Source organism: Variovorax sp. 278MFTsu5.1, assembly GCF_048305045.1.
In the GTDB taxonomy this organism is placed as follows: Bacteria; Pseudomonadota; Gammaproteobacteria; order Burkholderiales; family Burkholderiaceae_C; genus Variovorax; species Variovorax guangxiensis.
In genome coordinates, this window is the sequence record NZ_CP157622.1 from 5,797,557 (window position 1) to 5,818,972 (window position 21,416).

Here is a 21,416-nt window from a genome sequence, read left to right on the forward strand (position 1 = left end):
CTGCACCGCAGCCAATGCTTGAAACATGTGCGTAAACGCACATTCCGCATTTCCGCAGCCCCGCACACTGGAACCGCAACCGTCGCATCCCGCGGCGGACCCACCGTTTCCACCCTGCAAGGATCTGCCATGAACACCCAGGCCACCGCCGCCAACACCCCGCGTGCGCCGATCGCGTCGCCGCTGTCCGCCCTCTCCCCCTCCACGCTGGACGATTCCGGCAAGCTGCTGATCCGCGTGACGGTCGGCTTCCTGGTGCTGCTGCATGGCATCTTCAAGATCTCGGCCGGCGTGGGCTTCATCGCCGGCATGCTGGCCAAGGCCGGCCTGCCGGGCGGCATCGCCTACCTGGTGTACGTCGGCGAGATCGTCGCGCCGCTGCTGATGATCGCGGGCCTCTACACCCGCGCCGCCGCCGGCGTGGTGGTCATCAACATGCTGGTGGCCTTCGGCCTCGTGCACATGGCCGATTTCTTCGCGCTGACCAAGCAGGGCGGCTGGGCGCTGGAACTGCAGGGCCTGTACCTGTTCGGCGCGCTGACCGTGGTGCTGCTGGGCGCCGGCCGCTTCTCGCTGGGCGGCACCAAGGGCCGCTGGAACTGATCGCCTTCCGGCTCAGCCGGCGTCGCCGCGTACCTGCGAGACCATCGCCTCCAGGCGGGCCACGTCGGCGACCAGAAGGGCCTTGTCGTCCTTGCGCAGCACGCCGCTGCGCGCCAGCACGTTGAGTTCGCGGGTCACCTGCTCGCGGTTGGTGCTGATCTGGCTGGCCAGCGCCGCGTGCTTGGGCGCCGGGTCGAGCCGGGCCTGGTTGCCCTCCACGCCGGCGGCGCGGGCTAGGCGCAGCAGCTCGGCATGCAGCCGGTTCTGCACGCCCAGGGTGCTCAGGTCGATCACCCGCTCCGAGAGCTGCCGCACCAGCGTCGCCAGCCGCAGCATCACCCGGCCGGCCACCAGGGGCTCGTCGCGCAGCAGGGCCATGAAGGAAGCGCGGTCGAGGCTGGCGACCACGCTGGGCTCCAGCGTGACCACGTCGGCGGAGCGCGGGCCGCCGTCGATGGCGGAGATATCGCCGAAGTGCTCGCCCGCTTCGGAGTCGCGGAAGGTCACCTGGCGGCCGTTGGCCGAGTAGGTCGTCACCCGCACACGGCCCGAGACCAGCAGGAACACCTCGCCCTGCTGCTCGGCACGCAGCAGCAGGGGCTTGCCGGCCTCCACGCTGTGCCACAGGCATTGCTGGGCCAGCAGGTCCAGCCGCTGGTCGGAAAGGCCTTCGAGCAGCGCGATCTGGCGCAGCGCGAGGCTGGAGCGGGGGGTAGGTTCGGGTTTGGCCATGCCGGGGGACGGTAGGGGCGCGCGCATTATGCTCGGGTGCCGCTTCGAACCCGTTCATGGACAGACGTTCCCCCAAAGCCGTTGCTGCCGACACCTTTTCGCTGAGACCGCCCACACGGCGCAATCTCCGCTGGGCGAGCGGGCTGGTGCTGATGGCCTACGTCACGGCGCACCTGCTGAACCATTCGCTGGGCATCTATTCCTTCGCCGCCGCCGAGACCGTGCTGCGCGGCGTGCAGGCCTTCTGGCACACCCTGGCGGGCACCGCGCTGCTGTATGGCGCGGCCGCCACGCACCTGGCGCTGGCGGTGGTCGCCCTGTGGGAGCGGCGCACGCTGCACATGCCCCCGCTCGAAGGCCTGCGCGTGGCGCTGGGCTTCGCACTGCCGCTGCTGCTGGCCACGCACCTCACGGCCATGCGCGGCGCCTACCTGGCCTACGGCATCGAGGGCTCGTATGCCCGCGTGGTCTGGGGCCTCTGGGACTGGCAGGGCGCGGCGGCACAGCTGCTGATGATGCTGGCCGCCTGGACGCACGGCTGCCTGGGCCTGCACTTCGCGCTGCGGGCCAAGCCGGTATGGAGGCGCTTCTCGCACCTGCTGCTGGCCGTCGCGGTGGTACTTCCGCTGACCGCCGCGATGGGCTTCGTCTCGATGGGGCGCGAGTTCCAGTGGACCGGCGTGCCGCCGACCGCCCTCCCCACGGCCGAACAGGGCAAGGCGCTGGGCGCAGCCGAGAACGCGATCAAGTGGGGCTACGGGCTGGCGCTGGTCGCGCTGCTGGCAGCGCGCTGGGGCCGCAACGGCCTCGCGCGCTGGTCGCGCCAGCCGCAGGTGGCGCTGCGCTACCCGGGCCGCACGGTGCATGTTCCGCATGGCTGGAGCGTGCTGGAGGCGAGCCGCTCCCACGGCATCGACCATGTGTCGATCTGCGGCGGACGGGCGCGCTGCTCCACCTGCCGCGTGCGCGTGGCCGGCCCGGCCGACCACATCGGCGAGCCGGGCCGCGACGAGCGGCGCACGCTCGAGCGGGTGCGCGCGCCGGCCGACGTGCGGCTGGCCTGCCAGCTGCGCCCGCGCGGCGACATCGAGGTCACGCCGCTGTTCGCGCCGCTGCCCAACGAGGGCCGGCCCGCACCGGTCGGCAGCTTCGGACGCGAGCGCGACGTGGCCATCCTCTTCGTCGACCTGCGGCGCTGGTCGGGCCTGTCGGAGCGGCAGTGGCCCTTCGACCTCGCCTACGTGCTCGACCGCTACTTCGCCACCGTGGGCGCGGCCGTGCGCGAAAGTGGCGGCGTGCCCAACCAGTTCATCGGCGACAGCGTGATGGCGATCTTCGGCCTCGACTGCGACCTGCCCACCGCGTGCAGGCAGGCATTGCGCGCCACCGAGCTGATCGGGCAGCGCATGGACGCATGGAGCGAAGGCTTCGAGGCGCAGTTCGGCCAGCGGCTGGAGTTCGGCATGGGCCTGCACGCGGGCCGCGCGGCTGTCGGCGAAGTGGGCTACCTGGAGACCACCACCTTCACCGCCATCGGCGAAGTGGTCAACACCGCGAGCCGGTTGCAGGATCATTCGAAGACAGCAGCGTCACGCCTCGTTGTGTCGCTGTTCGCGGCCGAGAAGGCCGGTGTCGCGCACGCCATGGGCGCGGCCGAGACGCTTACGGTGCGCGGCCGCTCCGAGCCGCTGGCGGTGCTCTACGGACAGCACGCGGCAGCCTCCGCCCTCTGACCAATCGCCGAAAGCGGTGCGCAAACGCACAGCGCCGGCCGCGATGCGGTTTCACACTGCATCCCGTGGCAACGACGAATGTCCGCCGCCCACACCAGTCAGCAAAGGGACTCGCATCATGAACACCAAGCAACGCATCGCCGCTCTCTCCGCCATCGCATTCGCCATGCTCGGCGCAGCGGGCGCGGTCCACGCCGAAACCTATGAAGGCGTGCATCCGATCACCTCGTCCGTCAGCCGTGCAGACGTACGTGCCGAAGCCGTGGCTGCCGCGCGCGCCGACAACCCCTACGCCGATGGCGCCAGCGCCGGTCCCGCTCCGGTGATCGCCTCGTCGGCCAGCCGCGCCGCTGTGCGCGCCGAAGCTGTCGCCGCCGCGCACAACGACAACCCGTACGCCGAAGCCGCTTCGTCGGGCGTGGCCCCGATGGTGGCCAGCACGGTCGACCGTGCCACCGTGCGTGCGGCAGCACGCGCTGCAGCCCGCGGCGACGCACTGCCGCTCTGATCGGCCCAAATCGCTCGAAAGGAATCCCGCAATGAACAACAAGCAACGCATCGCCGCATCCGCCCTCGCCGCAGCCTTCGCCATGCTGGGCGCCGCCGGCGCGCACGCCGAAGCCTATGAAGGCGTGCAGCCCCTGACCTCCTCCGCCAGCCGCACCGACGTGAAGGCCGAAGCCGTCGCCGCGACGCGCGAAGGCAACGCCTATTCGGACACCGCCGCCGAAGGCGCCGTGGCCTTCAAGTCCACGCTCGACCGCAGCACCGTGCGCGAGCAGGCCGTGGCCGCCGCCAACAACCCGCTGCAAAGCCTGGACCGCCGCGCCTTCTACCGCGACGAAGTGCCCGCTGCCTACAAGAAGCCCAGCGTCTCGTTTACGCAGCAGGCTGGCCTGCCGGTCACGGCACGCCCCTGACGCACTGGCGTTGCCTCAGGGCCGCACGCCTTCCCAGGCGTTCTGCAGCAGCGCGCGGATCGCCGCGCGCTCCAGCGGACGCGGGTTGGGGTACTGGTTCTTGAGCGCGTGCTCGCAGGCCAGGTCCAGGTCGGCTTCCTTCATGCCGATGTCGCGCAATGCGACCGGCGCGCCGTTGTCGCGTGCCAGGTCGTAAACGGCCTGCGCGGCGCCACCGCTTCCCCCAAGTGCCTTCGCGATCTTCGCCATGGCTTCGGGCGCAGCCCCGGCGTTGTAGGCCAGCGCGTGCGGCAGCACGATGGTGTGGGTCTCGGCATGCGGCAGGTTGAAGCTGCCGCCCAGCGTGTGGCACAGCTTGTGGTGCAGCGCCATGCCTACATTGCCCAGCACCGTGCCGCACAGCCATGCGCCGTAGAGCGCGTCGCCGCGGGCGGCCGGGTCCTTCGGCGTGGCGCGGATGGCCGGCAGCGCGCGGCCCAGCGCGGCGATGCCTTCCTGCGCCATCAGGTCCATGATCGGGTTCGAATCGACCGCATAGAGCCCCTCGGCCGCATGCGCGATGGCGTTGATGCCGCTGGTCACGCTCATGCCCACGGGAAGGCCGAGCGACAGCTCGGGGTCGTAGATCACGGTGCGGGGCAGCACGCGGAAGTCCTTGCCGGTCTTCTTCATGCCGGCTTCGGTGATGCCGTAGATCGGCGTCATCTCGGAGCCCGCGTAGGTCGTCGGAATCGCCAGGATCGGCAGGCCCGAGTCGAGCGCGATCGCCTTGCCCAGGCCGGTGGTGGAGCCGCCGCCGATGGCCACGGCGCAATCGGCGCCGAGCCTGGTGGCCACTTCCCTCGCCTCGCGCGCGGTCTCGATGGGCACATGCATCACGGCGCGGTCGAACACGCCGGCCGCATGGGCGCCGAGCATGTCGGCCACGCGCTCGGCCTGCGGGCGCTGCTCGGGCGTGGAAAGCACCAAGGCCCGGCGCGCGCCCAGCGCATCGATCTCGCGGGCCAGGTGCTGCAGCGAGCCGGCGCCGAAAACCACCCGCTGGGGGGCGCTGGTGTAGATGAACGAGGGTGTGGTCATGGCTTTGGCCTGTGTCTCGGGTCTTTGCTCGAACGGATCTGTCTGCCGCCCGGCTCGCGCCGGGACATCCACGATACGCCGGCTCGCCCCTCGCTAAATGGCGGAAAACGGAAAGGAGTTTTCCGCTCAGCCCCTGGAGCCGGCCCCGCGCTCGACCGTCGAGACGTAGGCGATGAGCACCAGGAAGCCGCCGACCATTGCCACGTTCTTCAGGAAGTTGTTGAGCTGGCCGGCGAACTGGGCCGCGTCGGCCGCCCAGAAGGCATGCGCGGCGAAGGCCGTGGCCAGCGTGAAGAGCGCCAGCGCCGAAGCCACCCATCGCACCTGCCAGCCCGCGATCAGCAGCAGCCCGCCGCCCACTTCGAGCGCGATGGTCAGCGGCAGCACCACGTCGGCCAGCGGAATGCCGAGCTTGCCGAAGTAGCCCAGCGTGGCGCCGTAGGTCAGCAGCTTGCGCACGCCCGCGACCAGGAAGATCACCGCCATCAGCACGCGCGCGGCCAGGACCAGGCCGCTGCGGGCCTGGGCGTTGTTCATCGTTTTCGTCATTTCGTTGCTCCGGAAGATGCCTGGCGCGCGGTGGCGCCGGTGAATTTCAATCGCCCCATGCACAGCACCATGGCGCAGGACAGCAGCGCCGGCACGGCCGCCGCGAAGAAGAGCGCGCTGTTGCTCCAGTGCAGCCCGATGAGCCAGCCCGCCAGCACCGGCCCCGCGATGGAACCCGCGCGGCCGATGCCCAGGCTCCAGCCCATGCCGGTGGCGCGCACCGTCGTCGGGTAGACGCCCGAGGCCAGCGCGATGAGCGCCGGCTGCGCGCCGACCACGCAGAAGCCGCTGACCGCAACCACCGCGAGCAACAGCAGCAGGGGCAGCGCCGGCTGGCCGATGACCGCGATGGCCACTGCCGCCACCGCGAACACCGGCACCAGCACGCGGTAGAAGCCCACGCGGTCGATCAGCGGCCCCATCGCCACCGTGCCGACCACGCCGCCCACCTGCAGCAGCGTGCCCACCAGCACGGCGGTGCTCGCGCTGTAGCCTGCTCCGGCCGCGATGGTGGGCAGCCAGTTCGCCAGGAAGAACAGGTTGAGCAGGTTCATGAAGTTGATGCCCCACAGCAGCAGCGTGGCCGGCCCGCGTCCGGCGCGGAAAAGCTCGACCACCGGCGCGCCGTCCTGCTTCGCCTCGTGCACCACGTAGCGCGTGCCGGGCCCGGCGGGCACGCTGGGCGCGATGCGGTCCAGCCACTGCTGCACGCGGTCGAGCTTGCGCCCGCGCAGCACCAGGAACTGCATCGACTCGGGCATGTAGCGCCACATGAGCGCGGCGATCAGCAGCGGCACCACGCCGCCGAAGACGAACACCGCCTGCCAGCCGCCCCGGGGGATGAGCACCGCCGAAATCAACCCGCCCAGCACCGCGCCGCCGGTGAAGCCGCAGGACACCCACATCATCAGCGTGACGCGCCGGCGCTGCGGGCTGTACTCGCTGGCCAGTGCGCTCGCGTTGGCCATGATGCCGCCCAGCCCGATGCCGGTGATGAAGCGCATGGCGAGCAGCTGGTCGAGCGTGTGCGCGAAGGCGGTGGCCAGCATGCACAGCGCGAAGAACACCGTGGCGCCCAGCAGCACCGGGCGCCGGCCGATGCGGTCGGCGCAGACGCTCAGCACCAGCGAGCCAACCAGCATGCCGAGCAGGCCGGCGCCGAACACCGGGCCCAGCGCGGCCTTCTCGATGCCCCAGGCCTGCACGATGGCGGGCGCGACGAAGCCCATGGCCTGCACATCGAAGCCGTCCATGACGACCGCGCAGCCGACCAGCAGAAGAATCCATTTCTGGAAGGCGCTGACGGGGTGGCTGTCGATCAGGGCTGGTATGTCGATCGTCGCAGCGGCCGCGCCGCCGCCGCCCGCCTCTATGGATGCCGAGTCGATCTTCACGCGCCAGCCCCGTCGCTGTCGGCGAGGCAGCTCGCGGCGGTCCATCCGTAGAGCCATTCGAGCGCGTCGTAGAAGCGCTCCTGCGGCCTGCCGGTCCACATGCTGTTGCGCACCAGCCGCTCCACGCCCTTGGCGTGGTAGATGCGGCCCATCTCCCGCGCCGACAGCACCACCCGCGCGGTGCGGGCGACGCGGGAGCGCTCGTACAGCGCGAGCGCTCGTGTCCAGTCACCGCCTTCGCGCCGCAGGGCCAGGCCCAGCGTCACCGCGTCCTCGCAGGCCATGCACGCGCCCTGGGCCAGGTACTGCACCATCGGGTGTGCCGCATCGCCCAGCAGCGTGGCGCGTCCGAAGGTCCATTGCTCGATGGGGTCGCGGTCGGCCGTGGAGTAGCGCTTCCAGGCCTTCGGGATGCGCAGCAGTTGCTGCACCCGCTCGCAGGTCGAGCGGAAGTAGCGCTGCACTTCGGCCGGGTCGCCGTCCATCGAGCCCCATTCTTCCGGCTGGTCGCTGTGGAAGGTGACGGCGATGTTGAACTTGTCGCCGCCCTTCAGCGGGTAATGCACCAGATGGCAGTTGGGGCCGACCCAGATGCAGGGCGCTGTGAAGCGCAACGCTTCGGGAAAGTCAGCCGTGTCGACCACAGCGCGGAACACCACATGGCCCGAGACGCGGATGCTGTCGCCCACGTACTGCTGGCGCACCGCCGAGCGCACGCCGTCGCAGCCGATCACGGCCTGGCCCTCGTGGCGGCCGCCCTGGGCATCGATGAGCGTCACGCCGCCTTCGTCCTGCTCGATGTGCACCACCTTGGTCGAGGTGAGGAACTCGATGCCCTCGGTGGTCGCCTTCACGCCTTCGAGCAATGCGCCGTGGATGTCGGCACGGTGGATCACCGCATAGGGGTTGCCGAAGCGCTCGCGGAAGCGCTCCGACAGCGAGATGCCCGCCACGCGCTTCGCGTCGATGGCGTCGAACATCACCATCTCTTCGGTGTAGACCGCCTTGGCGCGCAGGTTCGCGCCAACGCCCAGCGCATCGCAGGCCGCGAAGGCATTGGGGCTGAGCTGGATGCCCGCACCGATCTCGCCGATCTGGCCGGCCTGCTCGATCACCTTCACGCGGTAGCCCTCGCGCACCAGCGCCAGCGCCGCGGCGAGCCCGCCGATGCCGCCGCCGGACACGAGCACGGGGCGGTTGTCTTTGTGCCGGCTCATGTCACTTCAGCCCGAAGAGCTTGACCGCGTTGTCGCGGCCGATCTTGCGGCGGTCGTTCTCGCTGATCTCGCACCTGTCGAACCAGCGCGCCGCGTCCTCGTGCTTCTCGAACGGGTAGTCGACCGAATACATGATGCGGTCCGCGCCCACCTCGAGCATGGTCGACAGCAGCGTGGGCGTGCGGAAGTTGCCGCTGGTCGTGATGTGGACGTTGCTTCGCAGGTAGTCGCCGATCTCCCTGTCGCAGGGCATGCCGCGGCGGCCCTTGCGCAGGATGTGGTCCACGCGCCAGATGTTGAACGGGATGCCTTCGCCGAAGTGGCCGAGGATCATCTGCAGTTCCGGGTGGCGGTCGAAGAGGCCGCTCGAGAGCAGTCGCAGCGCGTGGATGCCGGTTTCCACCGCGAAGGCCCAGGTCGGACCGGTGAGCCAGTGCGCGCCTTCGTAGATGGGCTCGCGGCCGAGCAGCGGATCGCGCGGGTGCATGTAGAAGGGCTTCTTCAGCGCCGCGGCCACGGCCCAGAAATCGGCGAAGCGCGGATCGTCGTAGTAGACGACGGTGTTCTCGTCTTCCACCTGCGAGAAGCCGTTGACCAGGAAGCCGTGAAAGCCTAGCTGCGTGACGCAGCGTTCCAACTCGCGCGCGGCAGCCTGCGGGTCCTGCATGGGCAGCGCGGCGAAACCGCCGAAGCGCGTCGGGTGGCGGGCGATCTGCTCGGCAAGCACGTCGTTGGCGCGGCGGGCCACGTCGATGGCGCGCTGTGCGTCGGGAATGCCCTGCACCGCCGGCGAGTTGAGCGAGAGGATGGACAGCTCGGTGCCCCACTCGTCCATCTGCTCGATGCGCTGCTGCTCGAAATCGAGCAGGTTGCTCTTCAGCGTCTGCCACACCTCTGGGCGGGCGTAGACCTGCGAGTCGCCGATGGTCAGGTCGATCGCGAAATGCTCTTCGAGCGCAATCTTGTTCTTCATTGGGGAAATCACTCCGGTTTGATGTTGAGCTTGTCCAGCACGTCCTGCCAGGTCTTGCGGTCCTCGGCGATGTAGCGCGCCAGCTGTTCGGGGGTGCCGGGCCTCGGATAGGTGCCGAGCTCGCGCGACTTGGCCACCACGTCGGGCAAGAGCAGGGCTTCGTTCATGTCCTTGTTGAGCCTGGCGAGCACCTGCGGATCGACGCCCTTCTTCGCGATGACGGCGAACCAGCCGTGCGCGACGGCGCCGGGTACTGTCTTGCTCGCTAGCGGGAACTGCTCCAGCCCGGCTTCCACGCGGTCGCCCATGCTGGCCAGCACGCGCATTCGGCCGCCCTGCACGTTGCCGGCGACCACGTTGTAGGTCTCGACCATCATCTGGGTCTGGCCGCCCAGCGTGGCCTGCATGGCCTGCGCACCTCCCGGGTAGTGCACTTCGAGGAACTGCGCGCCCGACTGCAGGCCCAGCAGCGCCGACGCGAGGTGCGGCGCCGTGCCGCGTCCGTTGTCGGCCACCTCGATGCCCTGCGGCCTGCCACGCGCGGCGGCGATGAAGTCGGCCAGTGTCTTGTACGGCGAATTGGCGGGCACCGCGAGCATGAAAGGCGCGACGGCCGCGAGCGTGACGGGCACGAAGTCGCGGTTGAAGTCGTAGCTCACTCCCCTGATGGTGCTGGGCGCCACCGAGATCGCCGAGCCCTGCACGAAGCCGAAGGTGTAGCCGTCGGTCGGCGCCGCGAGGATCGCGTTCATGCCGATCACGCCGCTGCCGCCGGGCTTGTTGTCGACGATCACCCCCTGCCCCCACTTCTCGCCGAGCCTGGCGCCGACGTGGCGGATCAGCACGTCGGGCGCGGAGCCCGCCGGAAACGGCACCACGAAGCGCACGGCCTGCGACGGCCATTTCGCCGCGCCCTGCGCATGAGCCGGCGGCAGCGCCGACAGCAGGGAAAGTGAAACGGCCCATGCGATGGCACCGCGGCGGGAAGGCGTCCGGCTCATTTTCATCTCCATATTTGCTTGATTATTCAAGTAATTGCGGCGGACTATATACTTGATTGTTCAAGCATGTCTAGATGAAAACCCTCCCCCAAGACCACGACCTCGAGAAGGCCATCCCCTTCCTCCTCGCACGCGCCGGCGCTCGCATGGGCAACGCCTTCGCGAAGGCGCTCAAGCCCTACGGACTGAGCCTGAGCGAATGGCGTGTTTGCGCCTCGCTGCAGCACACGCCGCGGCAGACGCTGTCGGAACTGGCCACGCACGCATCGACCGACCTGTCGGCGCTGTCGCGCATCGTCGACCGGCTGGCTTCGCATGAACTGGTGGCGCGCGAGAAGTGCGACACCGACAAGCGCGCGGTGCGCATCGCGCTCACCGAGCGCGGCCTTGCGTTGACGCTGGAGCTGATTCCGCTCGCGCAGCACTACGAGGCCGTCGCGACCTCGGACTTCACTGCAGCCGAAGTGAAGACACTGCGCGCGATGCTGCTGCGCCTGTACGCGAACGCCACGCCGCTCGCCTGAGCGGGTGGCACCCGTTTGCCTGCTTCAGGCAGGCGAGACCTGCACCGTACAGGCCTGGCGGCTCTCGGCGATCGCGAAGCGCACCGGCAGGAAGCGCTCGATCACCGCGCAGTTGGTACGCGTGTGCTCCGTCACCTCGCTGCAGGTGAAGGCGCCGGCCTTCCTGCTTTGCCACGCGGCGAGCGCCAGCAGCAGCGCCAGCTGGTCCGCCAGGTGCGGACCGACAGCCGCCTCGCTCTTCTGGAAAGAGCGCAGTTCCTTCACCAGCCCATGCGCGACCTGCTCTGCGCTCAGCGACTTCTCGCCGAAGGCGGTGAACACCTCCGTCACGTGCTCGTAGGCCAGCGTGGCCAGCAGCGCGTTGCCCGGGCCTTCGTTCTGGCGCACCGAGCCGAAGCGCAGTTGCTCGCTCGACCAGCCCATTGCGCCACCCAGCGTGTCGAGCTCGCGCGTCGGCACATGGCGCGGGATGCCCGGTGCCAGGCACTCCGCATAGCTAGAGAGATTCGCGCCGCGCGCCATCAGGTCGAAGGGCTGCAGCGCACCAGCCGCAGGCACGATGGCCGCCTCGACCTCGCCGCCGCCGGCCGGATAGAAACCGCAGCGGCGCAGCGTCAGCTGCAGGTCGGCGCCGAGCCGGCGCACCAGCGGCGCGAACGCGCGCTCCAGGAAGTGGAACGGCGGCGCCATCGGGTTGTGCGTGCCGCCGCTCAGATGCACGCGGCTCTGCGCGCCGGCCAGCAGCAGCGGCGGCAGCACGGTCTGCAGCACCAGCATGCAGCTGCCGGCGCCCGAGATCGCGAAGCGATACTCGCCCGCGCGCACTGTGCCGGGCACGAAACGCAGCGACTGCGAACCCAGCTCGGCGCCATCGACTTCCGCGCCGCTGATCGCGGCCGCCGCGTTCACGCACGCGAGGTGCTGGCGCATCAGGCCCGGCTTGGCGCGGCCTGCGCGGATCTTCTCGATGGACATGGGCTGGCCCGTGACCATCGACAGCGCGAGGCTGGTGCGCAGGATCTGGCCGCCGCCCTCACCTTGGGAGCCGTCGAGTTCAACCATGCGCGGCCTCCTTCTCGCTCTTCTTCGCTTCGAAACGCAGGACCGTTTCGTACAGGAAGGCATCGAGGCCGGCCTGCTCGGACTGCGGCAGCGGCGTCACCGGCTGCGCGGCATTGGCTGCCAGCTCCGACTCGATGAACGCGTGGATGCCGGGCCAGCGCGGGCTGGTCGCGGCCTCGCCGGCGCGCATCTTCACTTCGAGCAGCGCGTTGATCTCGCCGATCAGCGCGGCGTCGCGCACCGGGTCGAGCGTGCGCTGCGCAAGGTCGGCGAAGCGCATAGGCGGCACACCGGGCTGCGAGCGGATCCAGCGCGCGGCCAGCAGCGGACGAAGCACGTAGAGGTATTTCTTGTAGCGCACCTCGTCGGCCTGCAGGTGCTCGCGGAAGTTCTTCCTCGCCATCGAGCTGTAGTGGTGCCAGCCGCGCGCGTTGGAGAACACCGCCTCCGACAGTTCGCGAAAGCGCGGCATCGCCGTCGCGTCGTCGCGGTACACGACGGGCGAGCGCAGCCATTCGAGCAGCGTCGGGTTCGACTCGCGCATCAGGCCCAGGGCCTTGCGCAGGTCCCATCCGTTGATGTCGAGGTCGCCGCTGATCGGCACCTCGATCACGTCGCGGCGCGGCGCCACCGTGAGATACCACGGCAGGCGGTTGACGTAGATGAAGCGCACGTCGTAGTCGCTGTCGGGCGAGGCGAAGCCCCAGCCTCGGCTGCCGGATTCGCAGGCGAACAGCACACTCACGTCGTGCTTCGCCTCGATGTCGCGCAGGGCCTCCATGATCTGCGCGCGCATGGCGGGCTCGATCGGATGGGCGGAGCGCAGGAATTCTTCTTCGGTACTCATCTTCGATTCTTCTTTCTTCTTCTTTCTTTCGTCAGGCCCGCGTGACGGTCACCTTGCCGGCACTGTCGAGCTCGTAGACATCAAGGTCGTTGGCCAGGAACGCATGGCCGCGGTAGTGCGCCAGCGTCTCGGCCATCAGCGCCGCCATGCCTTCCCCGTTCTGGTGGCGCGCGCTGAAGTGCGTGAGGATCAGGTTCGGCACTTCGACGGACTGCGCGAACTCGGCCAGCAGGCGCGCCGAGCTGTGCATCGGCCCGGGGCCGACCTTGTCGAGCGCGTCCTGCGTGAACGTGGCTTCATGCGCCAGCAGCTGCGCGCCCTGGCAGGCTTCATGGAGCATCGCCGGCTCGGCGTTGTCTCCGCCGAGCACGGCGACGGCCGTGTCGACCTGCGTATCCACGAAATCAGCGCTGTGCAGCGTCTCGCCGTTGAATGACACATCCTCGCCGTTCTGAAGCGCACGCCATGCCGGTCCGGGCGGCAGTCCGACAGCTCGCAGCGCCTCGGCCTTGAGCCGCACCCGCCGCGTCTCGACCTGCACGCGATAGGCGTGGCTCGGCACGCGATGCCGCAGCACGTGGCGCTCGATGCGCAAACCGGGCATGTCGTACACCAGCGCTTCGTTCTCCAGATCGACATGCTCCACCTCGTAGGGCAGATGCAGGTCGGTCAGCCGTCGCGTGGCCTCGAACCATTCCCACACCGGCAGCGGCGCGATCAGCTTCAGCGGCTTCGTGCGCTTGCCCATGCCGGCACTCGCGAGCAATCCCGGCAGGCCATAGCAATGATCGCCATGCACATGCGTGATGCAGACGGCGGCCAGGTCGTTCAGCGACAGCGGGGTCTGCAGCACTCGGTGCTGCGTACCCTCGCCGCAATCGACCAGGAACCAGTCGGCGCCAAGCACCGTCTGCACCGCAAGCCCGGAGACGTTGCGGTGGCGCGTGGGGGTGCCGGAAGAGGTCCCCAGGAAAGTCAGTTTCATCATCGTCGTCAAGGCCATCGCTCCCTGTTCAGCAGCGCGCTCCTTGCCGCATCGGCGGCAACGCGCTCCCAGGCAAAGTATCGGCGACCTCCCTCGGGACGAGCCGCCATCAACTCATGCAGCTTCGCGAGGTTCGCTTCGCCTCCCCAGCGAGCCATGGTCTGGATCGCCACGACGCGCAGGCTCCACCATTTGCTTTCAAGCGCAGCCTCGATTTCGGTGACGGCGCTCGCGGTCGGTTTTGCATCGCCCAGCGCACGAAGGCGATCCGTCTGCTCGCGCAGGAGGCTCGCACCCGGCGGCGCGTTGCGCAGACGCTCGCGCCGTGCGCGCCGACATGCGAGGCATCGCACGGCGCGGCTATCGATATGCCCATGCACGACCTCGTACCACCACTTCTGCTGCTTGGCCGTCCACACTTCTTCAGCGCCGCAATCGCGGCAGGTGAAGGGGCGGGCTGCATAGAACGCAGGCAGCACACCATAGGTGTTGTTGTATTGCTCCAGGACGAACCGATCAGCCGGCTCGCAGCCGAGCGCGGACCCGAAATCGGGCTGCGGCAGGCGAACATCTTTCTCGCGCAGATGCGCGGCCGACGCTGCTGCGGCTCGCTCGAGGCGCCGCGCCTTGATCTCGGCACGGCGCTGCTTGTTGCTCTTCTTCATCTCTCGGACCTTTCCCAAACGCGAGGTGCCGCGAAGGAGGGCCCGAGCCCTCCTCCCTACGTCACCCCAGCCATGAGGCCGTGCACCGGCCTCGAATTCATCCCTTCACGCATACGACCTGCTTGAGCGTGTAGACCACCTCCACCAGGTCCTTCTGCGCATCCATCACCGCGTCGATGTCCTTGTAGGCCATCGGGATCTCGTCGATCACGTCGGCGTCCTTTCGGCATTCCACGCCTTCGGTCGCGGCGATCTGGTCGGCCACCGTGTAGAGCTTCTTGGCCTTGGTACGGCTCATCTTTCGACCGGCGCCGTGGCTGCAGCTCATGAAACTCTCGGGGTTGCCCTTTCCGCGCACGATGTAGCTCTTGGCGCCCATGCTGCCGGGGATGATCCCCAGCTCACCGGCCTTTGCGCTCACCGCGCCCTTGCGGGTCACGAGCACGTCTTCGCCGAAGTGCGTTTCGCGGCTCACGTAGTTGTGGTGGCAGTTCACCGCTTCCACGTGCGCTTCGAACGGCTTGGTGATGACCTTGCGCGCGGCCGCGACCACGCGCTGCATCATCACTTCGCGATTCGCTCGCGCGAACTTCTGGGCCCAGCCCACCGCGCGCACGTAGTCGCCGAAGTACTTGGCGCCTTCCTCGAAGTACGCCAGGTCCTGGTCGGGCAGGTTGCGCTGGTGCTGCTCGGCGTCCTTCTTCGCGAGTTCGATGAAGTGCGTGCCGATGGCGTTGCCCACGCCGCGCGAACCCGAGTGCAGCATGAACCACACGGAGCCAGCTTCGTCCAGGCACACCTCGATGAAGTGGTTGCCCGTACCCAGCGTTCCCAGGTGCTTGTGGTTGTTGGTGTTCTTCAGGCGCGGGTAGTCCTCGCAGATCGCGTCGAACTCGTCCACCAGGCCGGCCCAGGCCACGTCGGTCTCGTTGGGAGGCGTCTCCCACGAACCCTTGTCGCGGCCCATGCGCTTGGGGTTCGAGCCGTGCGGCACGGCCTCCTCGATCGCCGAGCGCAGCGGCGCCAGGTTGTCGGGCAGGTCGTTGGCATGCAGCGTGGTCTTGCACGCCATCATTCCGCAGCCGATGTCCACGCCCACCGCGGCCGGGATGATGGCCTTGAAGGTCGGGATCACCGAACCCACCGTTGCGCCGATGCCGTAGTGCACGTCGGGCATGGCCGCGATGTGCTTGAACACGATGGGCAGGCGGGCGGCGTTCTCGAGCTGCTTCTGCGCCTCGTCTTCCACTGGCACGCCGCGGGTCCACATCTTCACGGGAACGCCGTTGGCGACTTCGTGCAGGTTGTAGTTCTTGCTCTGTTCCATTTTTCTTTCTCTCTCTCTCTCTCTTTGCTATCTATCTATTCATTCTTCACGAACGACTGGTGGACACGGCGGGATTCGAACCCGCATCAATACGGCGACCGTGGTGTTTCAATCCAGCGGCCCAGTCGACGATTGGAAACGCGCGCCAGTGACAGACCCGTCATCGGAGCCAGCACCTGCATCCTCAACCTTGCTCGTCGACCGACTTGCCCGCCGCATCCGGTGCTACCCGGACTGCCGGCAATATCAACATTTTTGGCAGTGGCGCTCCCTTCTGTGCCTGCGTGCCCGTATCCCTTTTTTCCTTCAGAACTCAGGAACCGTTCGGCCGAAGCGTCACCAGTCCGTTGAGCACCTGGTCCAGACCGCCGACCACCGAGATCTTGTCGATCCGTTCGGCCACGCGTTCCAGCGTTTCAAGTTCCTTCATCCGCAACGCGACAGGGTTGCCCTCCATCACCTTGGCGGTGTTCAGCAGCGAGCGCGTGGCCGCGGTTTCCTCGCGGCGACGGATCACGTTGGCCTGGGCCGACTTCTCGGCCTCCACCACCTGCGCAAGGATGGTCTTCATCTCACCCGGCAGGATGATGTCCTTCACGCCCACGCTTTCCAGCACGACTCCCGAGCCTTCCAGCCGCTCGCGCACCTGCGCCAGCACGGTCTGGTCGATGGCTGCCTTGTTCTCCAGCAGCGCGTCGAGCGTCTGCTCGCCGACCGCGGCACGCAGACCGAACTGCAGCTCGCGATACACGTGCTCCGCCGGCTTGGGCATCTGCGCCAGGGCCTGCCGCACGTCGAGGAAACGCCATACCGCCGACAGGTTCAGCCGCAGTCCCACCTTGTCGCGGGTCAGGATCTCCTGGCCGCTCACTTCGGCGATCTGCGAACGCAGGTCCACGGAGGTCACCGACACCTGACGGTTGAAGCGCCAGAAACCGTGGTTTCCAGGCGGCAGCAAGGCCTGCATCTGCCCTTCGAGCGTCAGCACACCGGCATGGAACTCTGGCACCTGCACCAGCAGTACGCCCTCGAGCCCCTGCACCGCGCGCGGACGCAAGGCCACGCTCTGCAGCTTTGCCAGCAACTCGGCCGGCAGACGCGCATCGGCGGAAACATCGATCACGTCGATGCGCTGCTCGCGCAGCCCACGCCAGTAGAGCTTGCGGGTAGAGGGCGGCAGGATCTGCACAAGCACGCCCTCCTCATGACGCAGGCCGACCTGGGTTTCGCCCAGCGACACCTGCACGAACTCGCGTTCGACCAGCTCCGGCTCGCGTGCCAGGAAGTAGTCGGCCAGCTCGTGCTCGAACACCGGCTCGGCGAGCGAGAAGCGTTGCAGCTGGACGGTGTCGAAGCCCGCGAACACGCGGTGCTTTCCCGGTCCGAGCAGTCGCTCGAAGTCGCCGTTGCGCAGCAGCAGTGCGCGTTCGTTCTTCTTGATGGTGTATTGGTTGAAGCCCAGCATTCTTTTTCTCCTCTTTGTTCGGTTCGACTGTTCGTTTCGTTCTCGTCGGCCAGTCGTCATTCATCCATTCATTCGATCCAGGCCCTCGAAAGGGCAGGCGGCGGACACTGCGGCGGTCAAGGCCTGTCATGCGGCGGTCGCGCGGTTCGGTAGGTGCCTCCCGTCGTTGCATCGCAACGTCCTCACCTCCCTTGCCGTCGATGGCTGCACGCAGTTCCTTGACACGCACGCGGCGCGCAAGCCGCCTGCGCTTGGCACTGTGTCGCGCGCCGCAAGGCTTTGAGGGCCTTGCGCCGTCGCTCCGGTGTGCCGGGGCGGGGGGCTTTCGCCCCATCAGATGGCGGTGCGAGCACCGCCAGGGTTTTTCGCGGGAATCGAACCCACAACGCCGTGCGGTTGGCACGGTGCTCAACCATGAGCAGAACTGAAACAAGTTCAGTTGCCAGTCAGTTCAACAGCGGCATACCGCGAGCCCAAGACAGGATCTGGCCTGCGGCACCGGGCCGCTTTCACGCGGCACCTGCGAGCGGATGAACTGCATCCGACGGGTTGTCTATTGCACCCAGCGTGCCAGGCGACGGCGAGAGAGGCAAAAAAGCGTTCGAAACTCACGCAAGCCGTTGATATGAATAGACAAATTCTTCTTTATCGACCGGTGCACGTCATATTCGATCTGCTAGCATTCAACCGATTTCTATAAATTTAGCTAGATCTTTATTTCATGAAGCCAATCGTCGTCATCGGCTTCCTCGGCACCCAGCTCGATGCCGGCCAGGGCGCGGGCCGCTGGAACAAGTGGCGCCCCACCGTCTCGCTCGCTCAGCACGAGGACATGGTCGTCTCGCGCATGGAGCTGCTCTACACGCTGCGGCACAAGGCGCTGGCCGAGGTGGTGAAGGCTGACATCGCCACCGTGTCGCCCGAGACCACGGTCAACCTCGTGCCGCTCGACCTGGCGGACCCCTGGGACTTCGGCGAGGTCTACACGCGCCTTTACGACTGGGCGCGCGGCTACAGATTCGAACCCGAGCGCGAGCAGTACTGGACGCACATCACCACCGGCACGCACGTCGCGCAGATCTGCATGTTCCTGCTGTCCGAATCGCGCGTGGTTCCAGGCGTGCTGGCGCAGACATCGCCGCCGAAGAAGCAGCGCGAGGGCGAAGCCGGCAAGTGCACGCTGATCGACCTCGACCTGTCTCGCTATGACGTGATCGCGCGGCGCTTCGACGCGGAGCAGCGCGACGCGGTCGCCTTCCTGAAGAGCGGCATCGCCACGCGCAACGCGCGATTCAACGCGCTGATCGACGAGATCGAGCGCGTGGCGGTGCGCTCGCGCGCGCCCATCCTGCTGGTGGGGCCGACGGGCGCGGGCAAGTCCTTCCTGGCGCGGCGCATGTTCGAACTGAAGCAGTCGCGCCACCAGATGACGGGGCCTTTCGTCGAAGTGAACTGCGCGACGCTGCGTGGCGACGGCGCGGCCTCCACGCTCTTCGGCCATAAGAAGGGCTCCTTCACGGGCGCCGCCGCAGACCGCGCGGGCCTGCTGCGCACCGCGCACCAGGGCGTGCTCTTCCTCGACGAGATCGGCGAGCTCGGCCTCGACGAGCAGGCGATGCTGCTCAAGGCCATCGAGGAGAAGCGCTTCTTCCCCGTGGGTGCCGACAAGGAAGTGGAAAGCGACTTCCAGCTGATCGCCGGCACCAACCGCGACCTGCGCAGCGACGTGGCCGAGGGGCGCTTCCGCGAAGACCTGTTCGCGCGCATCAACCTCTGGACCTACGACCTGCCCGGCCTCGCGCAGCGGCCGGAGGACATCGAGCCCAACGTCGACCACCTGCTGGCCATCCACGCCACAGAGAACAACCGCGTGGTGCGCTTCAACGCAGAAGCACGCGCCGCCTACCTGCGCTTCGCGCAAAGCGGCGAGGCGGTCTGGAGCGGCAACTTCCGCGACCTCTCGGCCAGCGTGACGCGGCTGGCCACGCTGGCCGACGGCGGGCGCATCCCGGTCGCGCTGGTGGAAGCCGAGATCGCGCGGCTGCGCTGGCTGTGGAAGCACGCGGGCGCCGTACCGCCCACTACCGAAGGCGTGGATCTCGATGCCCTGCTCGGCGAGGAACGCAGCGCAGCGCTCGACCTGTTCGATCGCCTGCAGCTCGAAGCAGTGGTGCGCGTCTGCCGTCAGTCGCGCAGCCTGTCGGATGCGGGCCGCCAGCTCTTCCAGGCTTCGCGCGCGCAGCGCAGCGTGGTGAACGACGCCGACCGGCTGCGCAAGTACCTCGCCAAGCACGGCCTGGAATGGAGCCGGATCGCGAACGCCTGAGCTATCCTCCGCCGCCATGGCCATCTCCGCATTCGCCGTGAAGGTTCCCGCCGCCGAGCCCATGGTGGGCGATCTGCGCCGCCTCTACGACGCCACCGTGGCCCTCGGAGTGCCTGCACACATCACGGTGCTCGTTCCTTTCATGGACCCGGCGCGGATCACGCCCGAAGTCCTGGAGCGTGCGAGGCTGGCCTTGAACCGGACGACTTCGTTTTCCTTCACGCTGAACAGGGTCGGGCGTTTTCCGGAGACCGCGTACCTCGCGCCGGAGCCCGCGGCACCTTTCATCGAAATGACGCGAGCGCTCGTGGAAGCGTTTCCCGACTTTCCTCCGTATGGCGGCGAGCACGACAGCATCGTTGCGCATCTGTCGGTTGCGCATGGCAGTGCACCCGATGCAGATGCTGCGGCGGTCGAACTGCAGGCCCGGCTTGCCGCGTCGGGAGCCGAGCATGCGAGTTGCACGGAAGTCGCGCTGATCGAGAACTCGACGGGCAACTGGCGGGACATGCACGTCTTTCATCTGCAGCGTGCAATCCAGCCAATACCCTCCATCCGATAAGAACAACACATGTCAGAAATCTACATAAGCACAGACGTCGAATCCGACGGCCCCATCCCCGGCCCGAACTCGATGCTCAGCTTCGGCTCGGCCGCCTACACGGCCGACAAGCAACTCGTTTCCACCTTCAGCGCCAACCTTCACACGCTGCCCGGCGCGCAAGCCGATCCGAGGACCGCCGCATGGTGGAAGACCCAGCCCGAGGCCTGGGCCGCATGCCGCACCGATCTTCAGGACCCCGCCCACGCCATGAAGAACTACGTGGGCTGGCTCAAGGGCCTGAAAGCGCGGCCGGTGTTCGTCGCCTATCCGGCGGGCTTCGACTTCCTCTTCGTCTACTGGTACCTGATGCGATTCGCGGGCGAGAGCCCGTTCAGCCATTCGGCGCTCGACGTCAAGTCGTTCGCAATGGCGATGCTCAAGCTCGACTACCGCGACAGCACCAAGCGCGCGATGCCGCGCCGCTGGTTCGACGCCGGCCTGCCGCACACGCACGTGGCGCTCGACGACGCCATCGAGCAGGGCGCGCTCTTCTGCAACATGCTCGCGGAGAACCGCGCGGCATCCGCCGGCGGACGGCTTTCATGAAGGGCGGCGCGCTGCGTCGGTGGTTCGCAAGGCTGGCGCTGTGCACGCTGCCGCTCATGCTGGGCGGCTGCGTGCAGTCGATGTTCTATTACCCGGACAGCGTGCGCTACGAGACCCCCGAGGCTCTCGGCATGCGCTACGAGAACGTGCAGTTCGCCAGCGCCGACGGCACACGCCTGAGCGGCTGGTTCCTGCCCGCCGAGAACCGGCAGAACCCGAAGGAGGCCAAGGGCACGGTGGTGCACTTCCACGGCAACGCGCAGAACATGAGCACGCACTGGCGCTTCGTGGCCTGGCTGCCGAAGCGGGACTACAACGTGTTCGTGTTCGACTACCGCGGCTACGGCCAGTCGGAAGGCAAGCCCGAGCCCAAGGGCGTCTTCGAGGATTCGAACGCCGCGCTGAACTACGTGCGCTCGCGCAAGGACGTGGACCCCGAGCGGCTCTTCGTCTTCGGACAGAGCCTGGGCGGCACCAACGCGATCGCGGTGGTGGGCTCGGGCAACCGCGCGGGCGTGAAGGCCGCGGCCATCGAGTCGACCTTCTATTCCTACTCGTCGATCGCCAACGAGAAGCTCAGCGGCGCCGGCCTGCTGGTGAGCGACGAGTACGCGGCCTCGAAATACGTGGCGGCCATATCGCCCATTCCGCTGCTGCTGATCCACGGCACGGCCGACCAGGTGATTCCGCCCTCGCACTCCAAGCGGCTGCTGGCCGACGCGCGCGAGCCCAAGCGGCTGATCGAGGCGCCGGGCGCCGCGCATCTCGAACCGATGACGGCCCTGCGCTATGGCGCGGCCTACCGCAAGGCGCTGACCGAGTTCTTCGAGTCGGCACTGCACCCGCTACAGCAATGACGACTG

At 68.0% G+C, this 21,416-nt stretch carries 22 protein-coding genes; 9 read left to right on the top strand and 13 right to left on the bottom strand.

Annotation, left to right across the window (positions count from 1 at the left end):
- Nucleotides 1-129: 129 nt before the first annotated feature.
- A complete protein-coding gene (locus ABL844_RS26975; protein WP_184640733.1) occupies nt 130-603 on the top strand; it encodes a DoxX family protein in 474 nt (157 codons plus the stop codon).
- Nucleotides 604-615: 12 nt separating this feature from the next.
- On the opposite strand, the gene ABL844_RS26980 is transcribed toward ABL844_RS26975, so the two are convergent.
- Nucleotides 616-1,362 (bottom strand): Crp/Fnr family transcriptional regulator, encoded by a 747-nt coding sequence (locus ABL844_RS26980; RefSeq protein WP_126025596.1) that lies wholly within the window; start codon nt 1,360-1,362, stop codon nt 616-618.
- 29 nt (nt 1,363-1,391) lie between these two features.
- Between ABL844_RS26980 and ABL844_RS26985 the strand changes: the two genes are divergently transcribed.
- The 3 genes from ABL844_RS26985 (at nt 1,392) to ABL844_RS26995 (ending at nt 3,988) form a co-directional block, all read left to right on the top strand.
- A complete protein-coding gene (locus tag ABL844_RS26985) occupies nt 1,392-3,068 on the top strand; it encodes an adenylate/guanylate cyclase domain-containing protein (protein WP_418129602.1) in 1,677 nt (558 codons plus the stop codon).
- Between the two features lie 118 nt (nt 3,069-3,186).
- Entirely contained in the window at nt 3,187-3,576 is a 390-nt protein-coding gene (locus ABL844_RS26990) for a helicase SNF2 (RefSeq protein WP_126025598.1), read from the top strand.
- A 31-nt stretch (nt 3,577-3,607) separates the two neighbouring features.
- Nucleotides 3,608-3,988 (top strand): alpha/beta hydrolase, encoded by a 381-nt coding sequence (locus ABL844_RS26995; protein WP_418129603.1) that lies wholly within the window; start codon nt 3,608-3,610, stop codon nt 3,986-3,988.
- A 15-nt stretch (nt 3,989-4,003) separates the two neighbouring features.
- Here the strand turns inward: ABL844_RS26995 and ABL844_RS27000 are convergent, their stop codons facing one another.
- The 6 genes from ABL844_RS27000 to ABL844_RS27025 form a co-directional block, all read right to left on the bottom strand.
- Nucleotides 4,004-5,068 carry a maleylacetate reductase gene (locus ABL844_RS27000; RefSeq protein ID WP_126025600.1) on the bottom strand — a complete coding sequence of 355 codons (1,065 nt, stop codon included), beginning with the start codon at nt 5,066-5,068 and terminating at the stop codon, nt 4,004-4,006.
- A gap of 126 nt (nt 5,069-5,194) precedes the next feature.
- The gene (locus ABL844_RS27005; protein ID WP_418122679.1) at nt 5,195-5,617 is read right to left on the bottom strand and encodes a DoxX family protein; all 423 of its coding nucleotides are present in this window, start codon (nt 5,615-5,617) and stop codon (nt 5,195-5,197) included.
- A complete protein-coding gene (locus ABL844_RS27010) occupies nt 5,614-7,011 on the bottom strand; it encodes an MFS transporter (RefSeq protein ID WP_418129604.1) in 1,398 nt (465 codons plus the stop codon). The genes ABL844_RS27005 and ABL844_RS27010 overlap by 4 nt, the downstream gene beginning before the upstream one ends.
- Nucleotides 7,008-8,228 (bottom strand): 3-hydroxybenzoate 6-monooxygenase, encoded by a 1,221-nt coding sequence (locus ABL844_RS27015; RefSeq protein ID WP_369660855.1) that lies wholly within the window; start codon nt 8,226-8,228, stop codon nt 7,008-7,010. The genes ABL844_RS27010 and ABL844_RS27015 overlap by 4 nt, the downstream gene beginning before the upstream one ends.
- 1 nt (nt 8,229) lies before the next feature.
- Nucleotides 8,230-9,201: an amidohydrolase family protein gene (locus ABL844_RS27020; protein ID WP_418129605.1), complete on the bottom strand. Its 972-nt coding sequence runs from the start codon at nt 9,199-9,201 to the stop codon at nt 8,230-8,232.
- A gap of 8 nt (nt 9,202-9,209) precedes the next feature.
- On the bottom strand, nt 9,210-10,202 hold the full coding sequence (locus tag ABL844_RS27025) for a Bug family tripartite tricarboxylate transporter substrate binding protein (RefSeq protein ID WP_418129606.1): 993 nt from the start codon (nt 10,200-10,202) through the stop codon (nt 9,210-9,212).
- Nucleotides 10,203-10,276: 74 nt separating this feature from the next.
- Here ABL844_RS27025 and ABL844_RS27030 point away from each other — a divergent pair, with 74 nt between their 5' ends.
- On the top strand, nt 10,277-10,726 hold the full coding sequence (locus ABL844_RS27030) for a MarR family winged helix-turn-helix transcriptional regulator (RefSeq protein ID WP_126025605.1): 450 nt from the start codon (nt 10,277-10,279) through the stop codon (nt 10,724-10,726).
- A 24-nt stretch (nt 10,727-10,750) separates the two neighbouring features.
- On the opposite strand, the gene rtcA is transcribed toward ABL844_RS27030, so the two are convergent.
- The 6 genes from rtcA to ABL844_RS27060 all read right to left on the bottom strand — a co-directional run bounded on the left by rtcA (nt 10,751) and on the right by ABL844_RS27060 (nt 17,077).
- On the bottom strand, nt 10,751-11,788 hold the full coding sequence (gene rtcA / locus ABL844_RS27035) for an RNA 3'-terminal phosphate cyclase (RefSeq protein ID WP_418117847.1): 1,038 nt from the start codon (nt 11,786-11,788) through the stop codon (nt 10,751-10,753).
- The gene (locus tag ABL844_RS27040) at nt 11,781-12,635 is read right to left on the bottom strand and encodes a nucleotidyltransferase domain-containing protein (protein WP_418117848.1); all 855 of its coding nucleotides are present in this window, start codon (nt 12,633-12,635) and stop codon (nt 11,781-11,783) included. Before ABL844_RS27040 ends, rtcA begins: the two co-directional genes overlap by 8 nt.
- A 31-nt stretch (nt 12,636-12,666) precedes the next feature.
- Nucleotides 12,667-13,623, bottom strand: coding sequence for an MBL fold metallo-hydrolase (locus ABL844_RS27045; RefSeq protein ID WP_418129607.1), 957 nt, complete (start codon nt 13,621-13,623; stop codon nt 12,667-12,669).
- Between the two features lie 5 nt (nt 13,624-13,628).
- Entirely contained in the window at nt 13,629-14,285 is a 657-nt protein-coding gene (locus ABL844_RS27050) for a zinc-ribbon domain containing protein (protein ID WP_418122687.1), read from the bottom strand.
- Nucleotides 14,286-14,382: 97 nt separating this feature from the next.
- The gene (locus ABL844_RS27055; protein WP_418129608.1) at nt 14,383-15,612 is read right to left on the bottom strand and encodes an RtcB family protein; all 1,230 of its coding nucleotides are present in this window, start codon (nt 15,610-15,612) and stop codon (nt 14,383-14,385) included.
- A 313-nt stretch (nt 15,613-15,925) separates the two neighbouring features.
- The gene (locus tag ABL844_RS27060; RefSeq protein WP_126025611.1) at nt 15,926-17,077 is read right to left on the bottom strand and encodes a slipin family protein; all 1,152 of its coding nucleotides are present in this window, start codon (nt 17,075-17,077) and stop codon (nt 15,926-15,928) included.
- 721 nt (nt 17,078-17,798) lie between these two features.
- Between ABL844_RS27060 and rtcR the strand changes: the two genes are divergently transcribed.
- The 4 genes from rtcR to ABL844_RS27080 are packed head-to-tail and all read left to right on the top strand — an operon-like array spanning nt 17,799 to nt 21,410.
- The gene (rtcR, locus tag ABL844_RS27065) at nt 17,799-19,403 is read left to right on the top strand and encodes an RNA repair transcriptional activator RtcR (protein ID WP_418129609.1); all 1,605 of its coding nucleotides are present in this window, start codon (nt 17,799-17,801) and stop codon (nt 19,401-19,403) included.
- Nucleotides 19,404-19,419: 16 nt separating this feature from the next.
- Nucleotides 19,420-19,965, top strand: coding sequence for a 2'-5' RNA ligase family protein (locus tag ABL844_RS27070; RefSeq protein WP_418129610.1), 546 nt, complete (start codon nt 19,420-19,422; stop codon nt 19,963-19,965).
- Nucleotides 19,966-19,974: 9 nt separating this feature from the next.
- Entirely contained in the window at nt 19,975-20,553 is a 579-nt protein-coding gene (locus tag ABL844_RS27075; protein WP_418129611.1) for an exonuclease, read from the top strand.
- Complete coding sequence (locus ABL844_RS27080; RefSeq protein ID WP_184640749.1) at nt 20,550-21,410, top strand: alpha/beta hydrolase; 861 nt, start codon at nt 20,550-20,552, stop codon at nt 21,408-21,410. The genes ABL844_RS27075 and ABL844_RS27080 overlap by 4 nt, the downstream gene beginning before the upstream one ends.
- Nucleotides 21,411-21,416 lie beyond the last annotated feature (6 nt).